The 16,366-nt window shown below is 72.3% G+C and carries 17 protein-coding genes; 9 read left to right on the top strand and 8 right to left on the bottom strand.

Translation table 11 applies throughout. The features are described from left to right. Positions 1–131: 131 nt before the first annotated feature. A complete protein-coding gene (locus tag MTQ01_RS12850; protein WP_247489780.1) occupies positions 132–1,265 on the top strand; it encodes an acyltransferase in 1,134 nt (377 codons plus the stop codon). Between the two features lie 146 nt (positions 1,266–1,411). On the opposite strand, the gene MTQ01_RS12845 is transcribed toward MTQ01_RS12850, so the two are convergent. From MTQ01_RS12845 to MTQ01_RS12820, 6 genes are all read right to left on the bottom strand, one after another. Then, entirely contained in the window at positions 1,412–2,728 is a 1,317-nt protein-coding gene (locus MTQ01_RS12845) for a pyroglutamyl peptidase (protein WP_308294391.1), read from the bottom strand. A 438-nt stretch (positions 2,729–3,166) separates the two neighbouring features. Next, positions 3,167–4,603, bottom strand: a complete 1,437-nt coding sequence (locus MTQ01_RS12840; RefSeq protein WP_247490043.1) for an alpha-2,8-polysialyltransferase family protein — start codon at positions 4,601–4,603, stop codon at positions 3,167–3,169. 128 nt (positions 4,604–4,731) lie between these two features. After that, a complete protein-coding gene (locus tag MTQ01_RS12835) occupies positions 4,732–5,703 on the bottom strand; it encodes a glycosyltransferase family 2 protein (protein WP_247489778.1) in 972 nt (323 codons plus the stop codon). Between the two features lie 231 nt (positions 5,704–5,934). Continuing rightward, the gene (locus MTQ01_RS12830) at positions 5,935–6,660 is read right to left on the bottom strand and encodes a hypothetical protein (protein WP_247489777.1); all 726 of its coding nucleotides are present in this window, start codon (positions 6,658–6,660) and stop codon (positions 5,935–5,937) included. A gap of 439 nt (positions 6,661–7,099) precedes the next feature. After that, positions 7,100–7,921, bottom strand: a complete 822-nt coding sequence (locus MTQ01_RS12825) for a trans-aconitate 2-methyltransferase (protein WP_247489774.1) — start codon at positions 7,919–7,921, stop codon at positions 7,100–7,102. A gap of 341 nt (positions 7,922–8,262) precedes the next feature. Continuing rightward, on the bottom strand, positions 8,263–8,865 hold the full coding sequence (locus tag MTQ01_RS12820) for an isoprenylcysteine carboxylmethyltransferase family protein (RefSeq protein ID WP_247489772.1): 603 nt from the start codon (positions 8,863–8,865) through the stop codon (positions 8,263–8,265). A 460-nt stretch (positions 8,866–9,325) separates the two neighbouring features. Here MTQ01_RS12820 and tgmA point away from each other — a divergent pair, with 460 nt between their 5' ends. The 4 genes from tgmA to MTQ01_RS12800 all read left to right on the top strand — a co-directional run bounded on the left by tgmA (position 9,326) and on the right by MTQ01_RS12800 (position 12,706). Then, on the top strand, positions 9,326–9,574 hold the full coding sequence (gene tgmA, locus MTQ01_RS12815) for a putative ATP-grasp-modified RiPP (RefSeq protein WP_247489770.1): 249 nt from the start codon (positions 9,326–9,328) through the stop codon (positions 9,572–9,574). Further along, the gene (gene tgmB, locus MTQ01_RS12810) at positions 9,571–10,542 is read left to right on the top strand and encodes an ATP-grasp ribosomal peptide maturase (RefSeq protein ID WP_247489766.1); all 972 of its coding nucleotides are present in this window, start codon (positions 9,571–9,573) and stop codon (positions 10,540–10,542) included. The genes tgmA and tgmB overlap by 4 nt, the downstream gene beginning before the upstream one ends. Next, positions 10,532–11,707, top strand: coding sequence for an ATP-grasp peptide maturase system methyltransferase (tgmC, locus tag MTQ01_RS12805; protein ID WP_247489763.1), 1,176 nt, complete (start codon positions 10,532–10,534; stop codon positions 11,705–11,707). Before tgmB ends, tgmC begins: the two co-directional genes overlap by 11 nt. Positions 11,708–11,941: 234 nt before the next feature. Beyond that, complete coding sequence (locus tag MTQ01_RS12800) at positions 11,942–12,706, top strand: 2-phosphosulfolactate phosphatase (protein WP_247489761.1); 765 nt, start codon at positions 11,942–11,944, stop codon at positions 12,704–12,706. A 12-nt stretch (positions 12,707–12,718) separates the two neighbouring features. Here the strand turns inward: MTQ01_RS12800 and MTQ01_RS12795 are convergent, their stop codons facing one another. Further along, positions 12,719–13,168, bottom strand: a complete 450-nt coding sequence (locus MTQ01_RS12795; protein ID WP_247489760.1) for a helix-turn-helix domain-containing protein — start codon at positions 13,166–13,168, stop codon at positions 12,719–12,721. A gap of 95 nt (positions 13,169–13,263) precedes the next feature. On the opposite strand from MTQ01_RS12795, the gene MTQ01_RS12790 reads away from it, so the two are divergent. Next, positions 13,264–13,641: a VOC family protein gene (locus MTQ01_RS12790; RefSeq protein ID WP_247489758.1), complete on the top strand. Its 378-nt coding sequence runs from the start codon at positions 13,264–13,266 to the stop codon at positions 13,639–13,641. A 118-nt stretch (positions 13,642–13,759) separates the two neighbouring features. Here the strand turns inward: MTQ01_RS12790 and MTQ01_RS12785 are convergent, their stop codons facing one another. Continuing rightward, the gene (locus MTQ01_RS12785) at positions 13,760–14,263 is read right to left on the bottom strand and encodes a MarR family winged helix-turn-helix transcriptional regulator (RefSeq protein ID WP_247489756.1); all 504 of its coding nucleotides are present in this window, start codon (positions 14,261–14,263) and stop codon (positions 13,760–13,762) included. Between the two features lie 242 nt (positions 14,264–14,505). Between MTQ01_RS12785 and MTQ01_RS12780 the strand changes: the two genes are divergently transcribed. From MTQ01_RS12780 to cutA, 3 genes are all read left to right on the top strand, one after another. After that, complete coding sequence (locus MTQ01_RS12780) at positions 14,506–14,967, top strand: Rid family hydrolase (protein WP_247489754.1); 462 nt, start codon at positions 14,506–14,508, stop codon at positions 14,965–14,967. A 246-nt stretch (positions 14,968–15,213) separates the two neighbouring features. Continuing rightward, on the top strand, positions 15,214–15,930 hold the full coding sequence (locus MTQ01_RS12775) for a nitroreductase (protein ID WP_247489752.1): 717 nt from the start codon (positions 15,214–15,216) through the stop codon (positions 15,928–15,930). A 102-nt stretch (positions 15,931–16,032) separates the two neighbouring features. After that, positions 16,033–16,365, top strand: coding sequence for a divalent-cation tolerance protein CutA (gene cutA, locus MTQ01_RS12770; protein WP_247489749.1), 333 nt, complete (start codon positions 16,033–16,035; stop codon positions 16,363–16,365). Position 16,366: the final 1 nt, after the last annotated feature.

Here is a 16,366-nt window from a genome sequence, read left to right as displayed (position 1 = left end):
GCCTGCACGGCCCGCGCGCGGAACGTCACCTCCGCGGCTCCCGCACCGCGTCGGCCGGAGGTGGGGGCGAGTTGTTCTGCTGTTGGGTCGCAGTACACCTGCGGCTGGGTCGGCTGCCGGAAGGTGTCCTGGTGCCGAACAAGCAAGCCGTCACCGGAACGGAACCAGGGACCGCGCCCGCAGCGGCGGCGCCGGACACGAGGCCGGACGCCCCCGCCGACACCCGGGCGCCCGCCCCGCCCCGACGCCGCGAGCACCGCGTCGACATCGATCTGATGCGGCTGATCTGCTCCTGCGCGGTGATGCTGGGCCATGTCGGAGCCACCTTCATCAGAGCGGTGGACCGCCAGGTGGAGAACGGCGCCGGAGCGTACTGGGTCGGCCACATCGCGGACTCCGCCAACGAGTTCGCCGTCCCGATGTACTTCGCCATGGCCGGCTGGGCGGTCCTGGCCGGCGCCCCGCCGCGGGACGGCCGCGCAGCCCGGCAGCGCCTGGTGCGCAACGGACTGCCGCTGCTGGCCTGGACGGCGATCTACCTCCTCTGGGCCTGGCTGCGCAGCCGCAACGACGAGCCGATGACGGAGCTGGCGTTCACCTCGCTCTTCGGTTCGGTCCAACCGGCCTACCACCTGTGGTTCATGTACGTGTATCTGCCGCTGGTGGCGGTGCTGGCCTTCGTCGTCCTGCTGCGAGCCGGCCAACGCCCCTGGCTCCTGGGCGCGTTGCTCGCCGCCGTCGCGGTGGCGCCGGCGGCGATGGAGACGGCCGAAAAGGTCACCGGCTGGGACGGCCCGCCGGTCAGCTGGGGCTTCGGCACGTACTCGCTCGTCTACGCCGTCCTCGGCGCGCTGCTCTTCGCGCTCCCCAAGGGCGTGCCGGACCGCCACCGCTGGCTGCTGGTGCCCGGCTTCCTGGCCGCCTTCGCGGGCTGCCTCTGGTACAACACCCAGGTCCACTACGTCATCCCGAACGCCCACCTCTTCGTCGCCGCGCTCACCGGCAGCATGCTGCTGCTGGTCAACCGCGTGCGCGTCCCCGAGCGCTTCCGGCCGCGGGTCTCACAGCTCGCGGGAGCGGCGCTCGGCGCGTACATGGTGCACGTGATCGTCGTCGAGGAGCTGGTCGTGCCCAGGGTCTCCGCCGACCTCGGCGCCCCGGCCGCCGCCGTGCTGCTGCCGGTGCTCTGGCTGGCGACGATCGCGCTCTCCTACGCCGCCAGCCTCCTGTGGGGCCGCCTGGGCCTGCGCAAACTCCTCGGCTGAGCACGGCAGTTCGGCAGTTTGCGGCGGTTCGGCGGTGAGGCAGTTCGGCAGTTCGGCAGTTCGGCAGCAGGGCAGTTCGGCAGCGCACAGAGGCGCCGCCTGCCCCGTTCCTGCCGGACTCACGGGCCCGGCGGCCGGTGGCGGGGTCAGGGGCGAGCGGCGGCGGCGACGATGGCCCTGACCTGGTCGACGATGGCGGTGCGGTCGGCCTCGAACTGCGGGTCGGTCACGGCGTCGCCGGTTCCGAGGTGGAGGATCGGGGTGTGGACGTGGCCCGCGGGGAGGTCCCCCTCGGTGGCGTCGCGCAGCAGGGTGTTGCGGTAGGCGATCTCGTTGGAGAGATAGTCGCCGCCGCCACCGGCCCGGGCCTCGGAGCCGGGAGTGGGACCGTCGGGGCGGAAGACCGACTCGGTCTCGCCCTCGGGGATCTCCGTGACGCCGGTGTTGTGGATCACCGGGAACGGCGATCCGTCCGTCGCCGCGATGACGGCCTCCGCGTCCAACGTCGAGTCGGACCACTGCGGTTGGGGCGTGACGGTGGGGACGCCGTCGGGGATCGGGGCGATCTCCGCGGTGCCCTCGTTCTCGTTGTCGTCGAAGCCGCCGCGCCAGGCGCCGTTGTGCTGCTCCAGGTCGAACTGCCCCTCCCTGCCCTGGCTGACGGTGATCACCGCGTCGGCCGGACGCTCGCCGGTGTGGTGCGGTACGAGCGCCCGCTCGACCATGCCGTCGGTGAAGTCCCGCCAGCGCACCGGGAAGAGCATCGCCTCGACGACCACGACGCCGTCGGCGGTCTCGATCACCGCGCCGTCCAGGGCCAGCGCCGCGGCCCCCGAGGGGTTGGCCTGGCGGACGTCGTTGTCCAGCTGGAAGGGGTCGAAGCCGGTGACCACGACCCGCTTGACGTCCGAGCTCCCGTACTCCTCCGGGAAGTCGGCGTCCGCCTGACCGCGCGAGCGGCGGTCGGTCTCGGCGACCAGCCCGGCGCGGTCGGCCGCGTCCAGCGAGAAGTCCGGCTGCCAGCGGTTGAGCGCCGAGGTCATGCCCAGCCGCGCCCAGTACAGCGGCCGGTCGTCACCCGCGCTCAACTGCTCGCCGCGCTTGCCGAGACCGCCGCCCTTGCCGCCGTTCGCGCCGCCCTGCCCGTCCGACGACTGGGCCCGCTCCACGGCGGAGCGCCAGAGCGCGTCCGCGTGCCGCTCGACGACACCGCGCGCCCCGTCGAGGTCGGTCGCGGCGCACAGCTCACGCGTGAACTCCGCCGCGGTGTCCGCCAGTTGGGAGCGACGCAGGATCTCCTGCGGCACCTCGCCGTCCAGCCGGGCCTCTTCGACCGTGGCGCCCTCCTCGCCGAGGCAGTCGACGGCCGGGCCTGCCGCCTGGGCCGGAACGCTCAGTCCGAGGGCGGGGACCGCGACGATCGCCGCCGCCGCGACACGAAGGCCAGTTAGCTGGATGCGCACGCCGACTCCACTCCACTGGTGTACCCGCACGCCTCGCGCGGGCCGGAACGCGCGGAACGTAACAGCTGCCGCGCCCCCGCCACCACCCCCACAAGCCCGGTGTCCATTCACAACGACCGGTCGGCCCCGGACCCCTGCGGCCCGCCCACGCCGGTTCCGCGCCGGTTCCGCGCCGGCGAGTCCGCGTACGCACGCCTCAACGGCCCGTGGGAAGGCGGCCGTTGAGCCGGCACACCGCCCCGGGACACCGACCGTCGGCCGGTGTCCCGGGGCGGTACGGCGAGCGAGCACGGGGCAACGCCCGGTTTCGCACACCGGACGTCGAACGACGGGGCAGAACAGCTCGGCGGCACGGCGGCAGCTCGGAGGCAGAACGGCTCGGCGGCACGGCGGTACGACGCGTGCGTACCGGCGTGCCGCCGAGCCGTGCCGAGCCGCTCAGCGGCCGGTGGCGGCGCGGCGGGCGGTGAGTCCGCGCTTCGCCCGGCGCAGCACCCGCAGGGCGTACGCGCTGCCCGGCACCTTCCGCAGTTGTCCGACGACACCGGGCGGCGCCATTCCGCCGGGCAGCTCCAGCGCGGTCAGCCGGCGCTTCTTGAAGTAGCGCGCGGTGCGCGGGCCCAGCTCCGCGGAGAGCCAGCGAGCGGTGTCGGCCCGCAGCGAGGGGTGGAGCTTGGCCTGCATGCAGTAGCCGACCGCGCGCACCAGTGCCGTGGTCGTACCGTCGGCCCGCTCGCGCACCAACTGCCCCTGTGCGCCCGGCCCTTCGCCGGAGAGCTCGGGCACCAGCCAGTCGACCAGCGTCACCGGTACGCGGTTGCTGTTCTGGTACGGCGTCAGCCGCTCCAGCAGCTGCTCGGTGCCGACCCGGGCCACCGGGATGCCGTAGTACGCCGAGGCGGTGAACATCGCGGTGGAGAAGCAGCCGACCACCAGCTCCGGTCGCACCCGGTCGAACACCATCTCCGCGAGCATCGGCGCGTCCAGCACCACCAGCTCGACGTCCGCCGCCGCGGCGGCTTCGGCCAGCGAACGCGAGTAGCTCGCGGGCGCGGTCGGGTGCGGTTTGAAGAGCACGGTGCGATGGCCGGCGGCTGCGACACCGTTCAGCATCCGGATGTGCAGCTGCTCCTCCTCGCGTGCGGTGAGCAGGTTGAGCGCGGCCAGGTACTGCCCCAGCAGTACGGCGGTGGCGCGGCGCGCGGTGTCGTCCAGCGCGTCGGCGGCGTTCTCCGCACCGGCCGCGACCTTGCTGATCTCGTCCAGCACCGCGCGGAACGCCGCGTCCGGGACCGGTTCGGCGGGCACCTGGTACTCCGAGAGCAGCAGCGGCACCAGCCCGGGGACGAGGTCGAGGTGGAGCAGGCGCTGCACCCGGCTGGCGGTGGCCTGTCGCAGCTTCTCGCGAGTGGGCCCGTAGCTCATCAGCCCGTCCGCGTACACCTCGATGTCCGCCTCGGCGAAGATCGAGGCGAGCGAGGCGGCGGGTGCGGCGTGCACCGACTCGACGACCAGCGTCAGTCGGCCGCGCACGCCCCAGCGGTCGCTCAACAGCCGCTGGAGCAGCGGCAGTTCGCGTTCGGACGGCGCCCAGGCCGAGGGGTGCAGCGGTGCGATGGTCTCGTTCCAGTCCACCACCGTGTCGAAGCGGGCGGCGAGGGTGCGCCAACCGGCCATCTCCGGCAGCCTGGTCGCGGTCTCGGGCACGGCCGCGTTGTGCGAGGTCAGCAGGATGCGCCGGGTTCCCTCGCGGCTGCCGAACCGGCCGGCGTCCAGCGCGGCGGAGAGCGTCGCCAGCCCGTACAGCGTGGAGACCTCGAAGACCAACGTCCGCTCGCCGTACGCCTGTTGCGCCTGTTGCGCCGTCGCCGCCATTCCGTCCCGCTCCTCGTCCGCGCCGGTCGCGCCGTCCACACCGTTCGCGCCGACCGCGCCGTCCACACCGGGGCCGCTTGCCGAGACCGGGCCGCTTGCCGAGACCGCGTCGCTCGTCCGTTCGCCGGTCATGCCGCCGCCTTCCGGGCCGAGCCGAGCAGACCGCGGAGCACGCCGCGCCGCTCGGGGTTCAACTCGCGCAGTGTGGAACGGAGTACGTCCTGCGGCATCCGGCGCAGTGCGGCAGCCGCCTCTCGCCGCAGACGTTTCGCCGCGGTCGCCTCGTACTCGTGCGCGTTGCCCGCGTGGAAGGCGATCATCGCGCAGTACGTGCGCACGATCTTCGGCAGGAAGCGGGCGGCGTCGGGGTGGGCGCAGACCTCGTCGAGGATGAGGTCGTGCGCCGGAATGAAGTCCAGCTGGCGCGCGTCCTTGATCTGGGTGAGCGAGGTCGTCACACCGCGGCGGTAGAAGACCCCGTGCAGCCCGACCGTCGCGCAGCTGGCCGCGCGCAGATAGAGCTTCCAGATGAAGACCCGGTCCTCGGCGGTGCGCAGCGGCGCCTCGAAGCGCAGATCCAGTTCCTCCAGCACCGAGCGGCGGTAGACCGCGGCCCACACGAAGGGGTAGTCGACCATCGTCGCCATCTCGGCCGGGGCGATGCCGTCGCGCGGGTCGAGCACCACGCCGCGACGGCGGGCCGGAGCGCGGCGCACGACCCGCTCCCTCCCGGTCGCCTGGACGTGGTCGGTGCGGACGAAGTCGCAGCCCAGCCGCTCGATGGCGTCGGTCAGCTCGTCCAGGTACCCGGGGGCGTACCAGTCGTCGCCGTCCAGGAAGGTGACGTACTCACCGCGCGCGTGCTCCAGGCCGGTGTTGCGCGCCTGGGAGATGCCCCTGTTGGTCTCGTGCCGCAGCAGCTTCGCACCGGGCAGCTCGTCGGCCGCCCGGCGCAGGATCTCCGGGGTCGCGTCCGTCGAACAGTCGTCGACCAGCAGGAACTCCTTCTCCGGGCCCGCGTTGCGCGCGAGCGAGCGCAGCATGTCGGGCGCGAAGTCCTGCACATTGCGGCAAGGAACGATCACAGAGAGTTTGGGCACGTGGAATCCAGTCACCGGGTCGAGGGATACCCGGAACGGTAAACACCGCGTTCGCACAGCCGGTACGTACAGGCAGCGCGGCGGTGAACGCCCGCCGTACTCTCAGCCAACCGAGCGCCGGCCGGGCCCTCCCGACGTGCCCCGTACTCGCGCCCCGCGCCCCGTGCGCCGGCGGCGCGGGCGGTACGGGTGGGCGGCGCCCGGCCCGGGTGCGGGCCGGGCGCCGACGCGCTAACAGGCCTGGCGCCGACCGGTGTTCTGGGTGCCGGCCTTGCCGACCGCGGTCTCGTCGCCGATGTTCGTACCCGCACCGCGCGCGATGTAGCAGGAGTAGCGGGTCTTGTTGATGACCTCCAGGTGGATGTGGGCGCCGGCGTCGCCGTTCACCTGGTAGCAGCTGGAGTAGCGGAACCGGCCGGTGGTTCCGAGCGGTGTCCACGGGCCGACGGAGGCGCCGACCTCGATGCCGCCCGCCTTGTTGTCGACGTGCATCACGTCGGCACGGCCGATCACCTCGCCGGTGCTGTCGTTGCGCGCCTCCAGCCCGATGAGCCAGCCGCCGTCGGCCAGGTTCCCGGTGGCGCAGCCCGCGCGCACGGTGACGACCTTCGTCGAGACCGGCGCTCCGGAAGCGGTCTTGGTGCCGAACGGGGAGACCACGGTGGCGCCCGGGTTCTGGTAGATGTCCACCGACCAGTCGTTCTGGTAGCCCCAGTTGGAGAAGACGGTGTGGTGGCTCGAGGGGTCGCTGAGCCCGAAGCGGTTCCAGGTCGAGGTGCCCTGGATCGGCGAGTAGACGTTGACGGGGTCCGTGGCCTGCGGCGACACGGAGCGGGTCTGCTCCGGCCCGGTCTTGGCCGAGTCGAGCGCCTGGCCTCCGGGGGCGGTGAGCAGCATCGAGCCGGCCACCAGCGCGGCCACCGAACCGATACGGACGAGAAGCGCGGAACGCACCATGCCTCCTGTGGGGGGAGCTGCGGGGACAGAGGTGGAACACCCACGGCCGGACGGGCGGTCGAAAGGACCGCCCGTCGTCACCGGCGCGCAGAGGCGTGAGTAAAGCACCGAACCGCCTCCAGCGGCGCATGACCGATGTCATCAACCGCAGCACGGACCCGCCGCCCAACCGGCTCCGCCACAAGGGGAGTTGGCGGCTCCGGACGCTCAACCACCGCCCGTGGCACCGCACACGGCCGGGCCAGACCCGAACTCCCGCCGGTCGCAACGGGATCGACGCCGACCCGGCCGGGAACCGTTCACCGCGCCCTCACCGGGGCGCCCTCACAGGGGCAGCATCACCGGGACGCCCTCACACCGGGACGCCCTCACACAGGCAGCCTCACCGGGACGCTCCCGGCGGGGCGGCCTCGGCGGGCGGTCCCCGGGAGGCGTCCTCTCACAGGGGAGCGGACTCCTTGGGCTCCAGATGGGCGCGGAACCGCAGCCGCCGGTAGTCGGCGTACCAGATGCCCTCGCGCCGCAGGGTGGGCTCGGCGAGCTCCCCCACCCTGGTCAGCACGGTCGCCCTGAGCTCCTCGGGCACATGGCCGATCAACGAGGCGCCGAACATCAGCACCCAGTCGGCCAACCCCTCGGAGCAGGCGCTGAGTTCCGTGGGCCGCGCGAAGTACTCGACGCTGTCGACGGTGAACCCCTGCCGCTCCAGCAGCGTCGCGTACTCGGCCGGGGTCGGGAAGTACCACGGCACCCGCATCCCCTCCGCCAGTTCGTGCTCCGCGAGCGCGGCACGCACGGCGTCGACGATCGCGGCGATGTTGCGGGCGCCGCCCATCTCGCCGACGAAGCGCCCACCCGGCCGCAGCGCCCCGCGCACGGAGGCCAGCACCTCCGCCGGGCGGGTCATCCAGTGCAGAGCGGCGTTGGAGAAGACGGCGTCCACCGGCTCGGCGACGGTGAAGTCGTGCCCGTCGGCGAGCTGTACGGGCTGTCCGAGGCGCGCAGTGGCAGCCGCGACCATCGCCGGGTCACCGTCCACAGCGGTCACGGTGGCGCCCCGCTCGGCGATCAGCGCGGTCAGATGCCCGCTGCCGCAGCCGAGGTCGAGCACATGCTCACCGGGCTGTGGATCGAGAAGGTCCACCACACCCGCACCGAGCGCGGCGACGAAGCCGAACTGACTGTCGTAGCGCGCCACGTCCCATGCGGCCGGGTGGTCGGCGACGTTCGGGGCGGAAGGCTGGTGGTACACGGTGCTCATCCTCGGACGGTGTGGGGGCGGTTGGTTGCGTCGTGGCACGGAGTACGGCTGTCCCGCTGTGGGGTCGGGGCTGTCGCAGCCGGGTTCGGACCGGCGATCCCACTCTCCGCGGCGGGTGCCGCGGGAGAAGTCTCCTCACCGATTTCCAGCAGAGGATTCCTCTTCCGGCAGCGAAATCGTCCCACCTCACAGCCGTACCGCCTGCCACTCCACCACCGAAGCACCGCCGCGCCCCCACCCACCGCACGGCGGAGGCGCCCGGCGACACGGCCCGCACCGCAGCCGTCCCGGACCCGGCCGACCGCACCGCGTCCGCCCGGGGCGGCACACCTCCGCGCGCCTCAGCGGCCGACGCCCGGCACGAACCGTCCCGTCCGCCGGGTGTACGCCTCGTACGCAGCACCGTGCACAGACCTCAGGAAGGGCTCCTCCACCACCCGCACCTGCGCCTGGACCGCGGCCACCAGCGACACGAGCGCGAGCAGCGCCACCACGTTGGGCACCATCAGCGCGAGGCCGAACGCGGTGACCACCATCGCGGTGAAGACGGGGTTGCGGACCCACCCGAAGAGGCCGCCGGTCACCAGCTCCGTACGCTCCCGCTCGTCCACTCCCACACGCCAGGACGCGCCCATGCCCGACTGCGCGACCAGCGTCAGCGCGACACCGGCGAGTGCGACCACCAGCCCGGCTACCCGTGTCGGCGTCCCGTCCGCGCCCGGGATCCCGCCCAGCCCCGCCATGGCCGCCACCGGCGCCGCCAGTCCCGCCAGCACGGCGAGAACGAAGCCGATTCCGGCCCACCGGGCGGGGCCGCCGGCGTCGGACAGCCCTCGAAAACCCGTGTCACCGGTGCGTCGGCGGTGGATCAGCGCCCGCACCCCGAACGCCGTCACCGCCCAGCCCAGGTAGAGCGCGAACGCCGCCACCGCCCAACCTTCCACCGCACACCTTTCAGTCCACGGGGCTCCGCACCCCGAGCGTCCTTGTCAGGACAGTTCGCACCCCGAGTCGTTTGCGCGGACCGCACCAGTTCCAGCCGTTTCCACCGGACTGAATCCACCCTGGCCGGATCCAACCCTTTCCACGCTTTCGCCCTGAACCGCCGAGCACACCGGACGCCGGCGGACTCGGCAGCGGCATTTCTCGGCGAGACCCAGGCAGCTCCGGCCCCGACATCGAAGCGACAGACGTGAAGCGACCGTCGCGGGGGACGACTCCGCCGACGGCTCCGCAACCCGGCTTTCGCACCCCTGCTCGGAGCGCCCCGCGGCGCACACGACGAGCGCCCGGATCAGGCCATGCGCCCCTGGCCTCGGCGCATTCGACCAGCAAGCGACCGGATTGCAACTACCCAAAGTGTGCAGGCAATAACAAACTGTTGAGGAATCACAGGAGGCATTCATGGACCAGACACCGGCACCCTGGGGAACCAGCCGCATGCGCCCGTACCCGAGCGTGATCGCCGCACCCGCCACCGGGTTAGTCCTGGACCACGCCACCCAGACCGCCCGGTGGGTCGACCCGGACGGCGTCCGGATCCCCACGCTGGACCGGCACAGGCGCTCGCAGACCAGCAAGGAGACGAGCACCAGGACCAGCCTCGACGGCACCACCGACGAGGGAAGCGACCAGGAAGGGGACAGCGATTGACCAGCGGGCGGCCCGTGATCGTCGTCTCCCGGCTGGACGACGCGACCTCCGACCTCGTCGTGGAGGAGCTCAACAGACGCCATGTGCCGGTGATTCGGCTCGATCCGGGCGACTTCCCCGAAGAGGTCGCCGTCTCCGTCGTCGTCGGCGGCTGGGGTCTGGACGGAGAGCTGCGCACACCCAGCCGGTCCACCGACCCGACCAGGGCCAGATCCGTCTACTGGCGACGCCCGAGCCCCTACACCGCGCCCGCGGGAGTCACTGGGCAGGACGCACGCTGGTGCCGCGAGCAGGCCAGATACGGACTCGGCGGCATCCTCTGCTCGCTCCCCGGGGCGTACTACCTCAACCATCCCTGGCAGAACCAGCAGGCCGAGCACAAGCCGGCGCAGTTGGCGACGGCCGTCCGGTGCGACTTCGACGTCCCTCCCACGCTGATGACCAACGTGCTCTCCACCGCACGGAAGTTCGCCGAGGAGCACGGCCCGGTGGTGTACAAGCCCCTGCGCAACACCGAGTACCGGGACGCCGACCGGGGCGCGCTGACCGTGTGGGTCGACGAGGTGAAGGCCGCCGACCTGGACGGCGGAGTCGCCCAGACGATGCACCTGTTCCAGAAGCTGATCCCGACGGTCGCCCATCTGCGGGTGACGGCCGTGGGCGGCGAGATCTTCTCGGTGCGGATCGACGGTTCGCCCGGCCTGGACTGGCGGCGGCACTACGAGGAGCTGAGCTACACGCTCGTCTCCACTCCCCCACGTCTGGCGCACCGCATCGAGCGGTACCTCAAGGTCTTCGGACTCACCTTCGGGGCGTTCGACTTCGGCATCGACCGCGACGGGCGCACCTGGTGGTTCGAGTGCAACCCGAACGGGCAGTACGCCTGGTTTCCCGAACCCATCACCCGCAGGATCGTCAGAGCGGTCGCCGATCGGCTCCAACACGCGGGAGAGCCCTATGCACCCTGATCCGTCCGAGCGCCCCGGCCCCTCGCAGCCGGACCCCGACTCCTCGGAGCTGCGCGGCCGGCTCGCCGCGGAGATCGCCGGCGTCGGCCCGGCACCCGCACCGCAGTGGCTCGACGCCGTACGGGCCGTGCCGCGCGAGCTGTTCCTCGGCAGCGCCGTCTACCGGCCGGTCGGGACCGCGTGGAGCCCGGTCCGGCGCGAGCAGGTCGGCGAGCAGGAGTGGCTTCGGATGGCCCACCGGGACACCACCTGGGTCACCCAGGTCGACGGTCTCGACGCGGCGGACGCCGACGGCCCCGTCACCGGCAGCCCGACGTCCTCGGCGACGCTGCCCTCCCTCGTCGTGCGCACCGCGGAGGTGGCCGAACTGCACGAGGGCGGGACGGTGCTGGAGGTGGGCACCGGGACGGGCTACTCCACCGCGATCCTGTGCCACCGGCTCGGCGCGGAAAACGTTGTCAGCGTGGAGTACGACCCGGGCCTGGCCGCACTGTCGGCCGTACGGCTCACCGAGGCCGGGTACGCCCCGAGGCTCGCCACCGGCGACGGGCTCCAGGGCTGCCAGGAGCACGCCCCGTACGACGCCGTCATCGCCACCTGCTCCGTGCGATCGATCCCGCCGCCCTGGTTCTGGCAGCTCAAGGACGGCGGCTCGATCACCACCACGGTGAGCGGATGGATGCCGTCCGCCGGTCTGATCCGCCTCACGCTCGACGAGGAGGGGGTGGCGCACGGCCGCTTCGCCCCGGACACCGTCACCTACATGCTCGCGCGTCCGCACGAACCTCCGCCCCGCTCCGTCTTCTTCCGGCAGGAGGGCGAAAGACGCGCCGCGACGGTGGACCCGAGACTGCTGGAGCGCTGGGAGGGCCGGTTCGTCGCCCAACTCGCGGCGCCCTCGGCGGAGTTGGTGGACAGCGCGCACGGCATCGTGCTGCGCGACACCGCCACCGGCTCACAGGCGTGGTGCGAACCGGACGGCGCCGGCTGGGCGGTTCACCAGCACGGGCCGCTGCGTCTGTGGGACCGCGTGGAGGAGGCGCTGGAGACCTGGCAGAGCTGCGGAGCACCGGACATGACCGGCTTCGGGATGACCGCCACGCCCTGGGAGCAGACGGTGTGGCTCGGCTCGCCGGGCGGCCCCAGCTGGCACCTGCCGATCTGAGCCGACGCCTGGGCGCGCGGGCAGCGCGAACGGGCGGGGCTGCGCGAGCGGGCAGCGCGGACAGGGCGGGGCGGGTGGCTCGGGGACGTGCGACGCGGGCTCGGGCGGACGTTGCGCGGGGCAGCACCGGCCGGGTCGCGGGCACGTCCCAACTGCCGCCTCCACGGGCGCAGTTGGCGATCAGTGCGTGCCCGCCGGTTACCCGTGGGGCCGAGAACGTGCACGATGGGGGCCATGGATGAGGCACTCCTGCAAACCGGGCACGGAGTACGTTTCGAGTGGGGCGCGGAAGGCGCGCGGCGCTTGGTGACGGAGGTCGCCTGCCTCGTGGTCGTCGACGTGCTGTCGTTCACGACTTCGGTGTCGGTGGCGGTGGAGCGCGGGACGCGGGTCTTCCCGTTCCGGTGGCGGGACGAGTCGGCCGTGACCTTCGCCCACCAGGTGGACGCGAAGCTGGCCGTGGGCCGTAGGGCCGCGAGCAGCCGTTCGCCCTGGTCGCTCTCGCCGGCCGCACTGCGCGCGGCGCCGGAGGCGGAGCGGCTGGTGCTGCCGTCGCCGAACGGCTCGGCGATCGTCACCAGGGCAGCCGCCGACGGCGCCACCGCGGTGGTCGCCGCCTCGCTGCGCAACGGTCGCGCGGTCGCCGAGTGGCTCGCCGCGCACGGGTACGGAACCGCCGGGAAACCGGTCGGGGTGATCGCCGCGGGTGAGCGCTGGCCCGACGACAGCCTGCGCCCGGCGCTGGAGGACCTGTTGGGCGCGGGCCTCGTGGTGGACGCCCTGCGCGGGCGAAGGTGCGCGCCGCTCTCCCCGGAGGCGCGCGTCGCAGCGGACGCGTACGCGCACTGCCCGGATGTCGCGTCCGACCTCCACGAGAGCACGTCCGGGCGGGAGTTGGCCGAGGAGGGCTTCCGCGAGGACGTGGAGATCGCCGCCGAGGTGGACTCCAGCGACAGCGTGCCGGTGCTCACCAACAGCGCTTTCGTAGATCGCGGTTGAGCCTCTGGGCTCTCAACCCGCTCGGCGTGGCGCGGTGTTGACGCTCGTGGTGGTGGCGCCCGTGGTGTTGGCGCCCGCCCCGGTCTCACGTTCGGCGAAACGGCGGCGGGCCGCGTCGATCTCGGGCAGATGGCGGCGGGTCCAGGCGCACATGCCGTTGACGGTGTCGCGCAGCGCCCCGCCGGCCTCGGTGAGCCGGTACTCGACGCGCGGCGGCACCGTCGGGTGGACGGTCCGGTGCACCACGCCGTCGCGCTCCAGTCCGCGCAGGGTCTGGGTGAGCATCTTGTGGCTGATGCCCCCGATCTCCGCGCGCAGCTCGGTGAAGCGCAGGGTGCGCTCGCCCAGGACGTTGATGATCAGCAGGGACCACTTGTTCGCCACCCCCGCGAAGATCTCCCGGGCGAGCGAATCGGCGCGCAGCACATCGGCGTCGTCGGGCGTGGGCTGCTCGGTTTCCATCAGGTGCCTCTCTCACTCGAAAGTGCGTTCTTCCACGTCAGCCCTCACTTTCCTACGGTGAGCGAGTAACCGGAAGAGACCTGGGGAGCACTTTCATGACCATCCTGAAGACCTACGCACGCCTGTGGGCCGACGAGCTCGACCGGGCGCTGCCGCTGCTGGAGGAGTTGACGGGCGAACGGCCGCATCTGCGGCTGGCTTTCGAGGCGGTCGGACTGGCCGCGGTGGGTGACTTCCTGATCGTCGCGGGACCGGCCGAGGAGCGCGCGAAGTACAGCCACGCCTCCGCCACCGTGGTCGTGGACGACCTCGACGCGCTGCGGGCGACTCTGGAGGCGACCGGCGCCACCCTCACCACCCCCGTGACGGACGGCCCGACGGGACGGTTCCTCTACGCGCGCCACCCGGGCGGCGCGGGCGTCGAGTACGTCCAGTGGCACACGGAGCTGACCGACCGGCTCCTCCGCGACTGAACGACCGTACGGCGCAAGCGAGTTCGCCGACCGCACGGCGGGAACGCCGGACTGCGGAGTGCGGGCTTCGAGCTTCGGGCTTCGGGCAGCGCCGGCCGGGCGGCGGGGTGCGGGGCCCTCACGGGGCGAGGTCGGCCGGGCGGGTGCGGAGCTTGGCGGCGATACGGGCGAGAGCGCGGCGGTCGGCGGCGGTGAGCGGATCGATGACCAGCTCACGGACCGCACGCACATGAGTGGGGGCGGCGGCCAGCACGATGTCGTAGCCGGCGTCGGTGAGGCGGGCGAGGGTGTAGCGACCGTCCACCGGGTCCGGGGAGCGCTCGACCCAGCCGCGCTGCTCGAAGCGCTTGACGACGTTCGAGAGGCGGGAGAGCGATCCGTTGGCGAGGAAGGCCAACTCGCTCATCCGCAGGCGGCGTTCGGGCGCCTCGGAGATGTGGCTGAGGGTGAGGTACTCGAAGAGGCTGATGCCGAACTCCCGCTGGAGCGGCTGCTCCAGGCGACCGGGAAGCAGTACGGCCATGGAGATCACCCCGGTCCAGGCGTCCTTCTCCTCCGTGTCGAGCCACTGGACGTCCTCGGCGGGTTCGTCACGAGGTTCCGGAGGCGGTGAGCTGGACATGGGCGGGAGTCTACCAACGGGATTGACTTCATGCTTGAAGCAAAATGCTGCTACGTTTACTTCAAGCGTGAAGTCGCTGCGTGGCCGTGCAGACGTGCCCGTGTGGATATGTCCGTGTGGATGTGCCCGTGCAGAGGTTCCCGCGCACAGGCGGCCGTGAGCTTCCGCGACCAGCTGCACCGCGTGCTGCGCGCCGAACGCCGACGCGCGGCCGTCCACCGTCCGAGGAGAGGAACGAGACCATGACCGAGTCGACAACCCGCACCGAAGAGCCCGAGTTCACCATCACCCCCGGGTACGGCGACTGGCTCCGCAAGGAGCTCCACTACAGCCAGGCCGTGCGGATCGGGGACCGCGTGGAGATCTCGGGCCAGGGCGGCTGGAGCGAGGAGTTCGAGTTCCCCGAGAGCCTGGAGGAGGAGATCGTGCGCGCCTTCGACAACGTCGGGCGCACCCTCGCCACCGCGGGTGCGAGCTGGCACGACGTGGTCGCCATGGACTCGTTCCACGTACCCACCGCCCCCGACACCATCGGCGAGGACCACACCCGCACGATGGTGGAGCAGATGCGGCTCCGCCTCGGCGACCGTGCGCCGATCTGGACGCAGATCGGCGTGCCGGCGCTCGGCGCTCCCGGGATGCGGGTGGAGATCCGGGTGACGGCACACCTCGCCGCGAAGCACGACCAACCGGCGTCCGCGTAACGACCACGCACGGGACGGGCTGCTGGTACGGCACGGGACCCGGTACGTGCCGTACCCGCCGCGCGTGCCGTACGTGTCCCGGCCGGGCGCGCCGTCGGGTGCGGTCCGTGAACAGGGCCTTTCGCGACGCGGGTTCCGCGCATAGCGTGCGCGGGACGGAGGTGCCGCACGGCACGCGGCGCACCGCGGCCCGCCCCGGCGGGGCCCCGGACCGCGACGGACGAACGCACGACGGAGGCCACGCCCGTGGGGACGAGCAGCGACGGCGAGCAGCACACCGCACACGAGGGCGGACCGTACGGGGCGCTGCGCCAGCTGCTCGACGGCCGCTGGACCTGCCGCGCGTTCCGCCCCGAACCGGTTCCGCGCGAGACCGTCGAACGGCTGCTGCGACTGGCGCAGCGCACGCCGTCCTGGTGCAACACCCAGCCGTGGCAGGTGGAGTTGACCGAGGGCGCGGGCACGGAACGGTTCCGCGCGGCGCTCCTGGAGCATGTGCGCACCCAGCCGCCGGCGCCAGACTTCCCGTTCCCCGAGCGGTACGCCGGCGTCTACCGGGACCGGCGCCGCGCCTGCGGCTTCCAGCTCTACGACGCGCTCGACATCGCGCGGGACGATCGCGAGGGCCGCTGGCGGCAGACGCTGCGGAACTTCGAGCTCTTCGACGCCCCGCACGTCGCGCTCGTCACCACCGAGGCCGACCTCGGCGTCTACGGCGCGGTCGACTGCGGGCTCTACCTGAACTCCTTCCTGCTCGCCGCGCAGAGCCTCGGACTCGGTGCCGCGCCGCAGGCCGCCCTCGCCTCGTACGCGCCGTTCGTGCGCGAGCACTTCGGGCTGCCGGAGAACCGCCGGGTCGTCGCCGGTGTCTCCTTCGGCCACCCGGATCTCGACCACCCGGTCAACGGTTTCCGCACCGCCCGCGAGGACGTGCCGGCCGCGGTGACCTGGCATCCGAACTAGCCCCGCACCAAGGCCCGTTCACCGCCTTCGGCGCGAGATCGATCACGACGAGGGCTGCCACACAATTGGATGCGCTCCGAGAACACGAACTAGGCTCGCGGCATGGCTGACTTTCTCCAGGTGTCCACCGCGACGGAAAACCGCGAACAGGCCGTGGAACTTGCTCGTACGGTGGTAACAGCGGGCCTGGCCGCCGGGGCTCAGGTAATCGGGCCGGTGGTGTCCGCTTTCTGGCACGCGGGCAAGTTCGGCACGGGTGAAGAATGGCAAGTTCTCCTCAAAACCCACAGCACTCGATACTCCGATCTCGAAGCCCACCTTGTGGCCCACCACCCGTGGGAAAACCCCGAGGTTTCAGCCGTGGAGATCGTCGCCGGCTCCGCCGCCTACTTGCGCTGGGTGGCAACGACCACCGATTCGCTGCCTGCGGACTAGA

The organism is Streptomyces sp. XM4193 (genome assembly GCF_023072595.1).
In the GTDB taxonomy this organism is placed as follows: Bacteria; Actinomycetota; Actinomycetes; order Streptomycetales; family Streptomycetaceae; genus Streptomyces.
This window is presented reverse-complemented; position numbering and strand designations above follow the sequence as displayed.

What these genes read in the sequence shown, in the direction of transcription:
- MTQ01_RS12840 (WP_247490043.1), bottom strand. Translation starts at nt 4,603, where the DNA reads ATGGCGGCGACGGCGCAACAGGCGCAACAGGCGTACGGCGAGCGGACG.
- MTQ01_RS12830 (WP_247489777.1), bottom strand. Translation starts at nt 6,660, where the DNA reads ATGGTGCGTTCCGCGCTTCTCGTCCGTATCGGTTCGGTGGCCGCGCTG.
- MTQ01_RS12825 (WP_247489774.1), bottom strand. Translation starts at nt 7,921, where the DNA reads ATGAGCACCGTGTACCACCAGCCTTCCGCCCCGAACGTCGCCGACCAC.
- tgmA (WP_247489770.1), top strand. Translation starts at nt 9,326, where the DNA reads ATGGACCAGACACCGGCACCCTGGGGAACCAGCCGCATGCGCCCGTAC.
- tgmC (WP_247489763.1), top strand. Translation starts at nt 10,532, where the DNA reads ATGCACCCTGATCCGTCCGAGCGCCCCGGCCCCTCGCAGCCGGACCCC.
- MTQ01_RS12800 (WP_247489761.1), top strand. Translation starts at nt 11,942, where the DNA reads ATGGATGAGGCACTCCTGCAAACCGGGCACGGAGTACGTTTCGAGTGG.
- MTQ01_RS12795 (WP_247489760.1), bottom strand. Translation starts at nt 13,168, where the DNA reads ATGGAAACCGAGCAGCCCACGCCCGACGACGCCGATGTGCTGCGCGCC.
- MTQ01_RS12790 (WP_247489758.1), top strand. Translation starts at nt 13,264, where the DNA reads ATGACCATCCTGAAGACCTACGCACGCCTGTGGGCCGACGAGCTCGAC.
- MTQ01_RS12785 (WP_247489756.1), bottom strand. Translation starts at nt 14,263, where the DNA reads ATGTCCAGCTCACCGCCTCCGGAACCTCGTGACGAACCCGCCGAGGAC.
- MTQ01_RS12780 (WP_247489754.1), top strand. Translation starts at nt 14,506, where the DNA reads ATGACCGAGTCGACAACCCGCACCGAAGAGCCCGAGTTCACCATCACC.
- cutA (WP_247489749.1), top strand. Translation starts at nt 16,033, where the DNA reads ATGGCTGACTTTCTCCAGGTGTCCACCGCGACGGAAAACCGCGAACAG.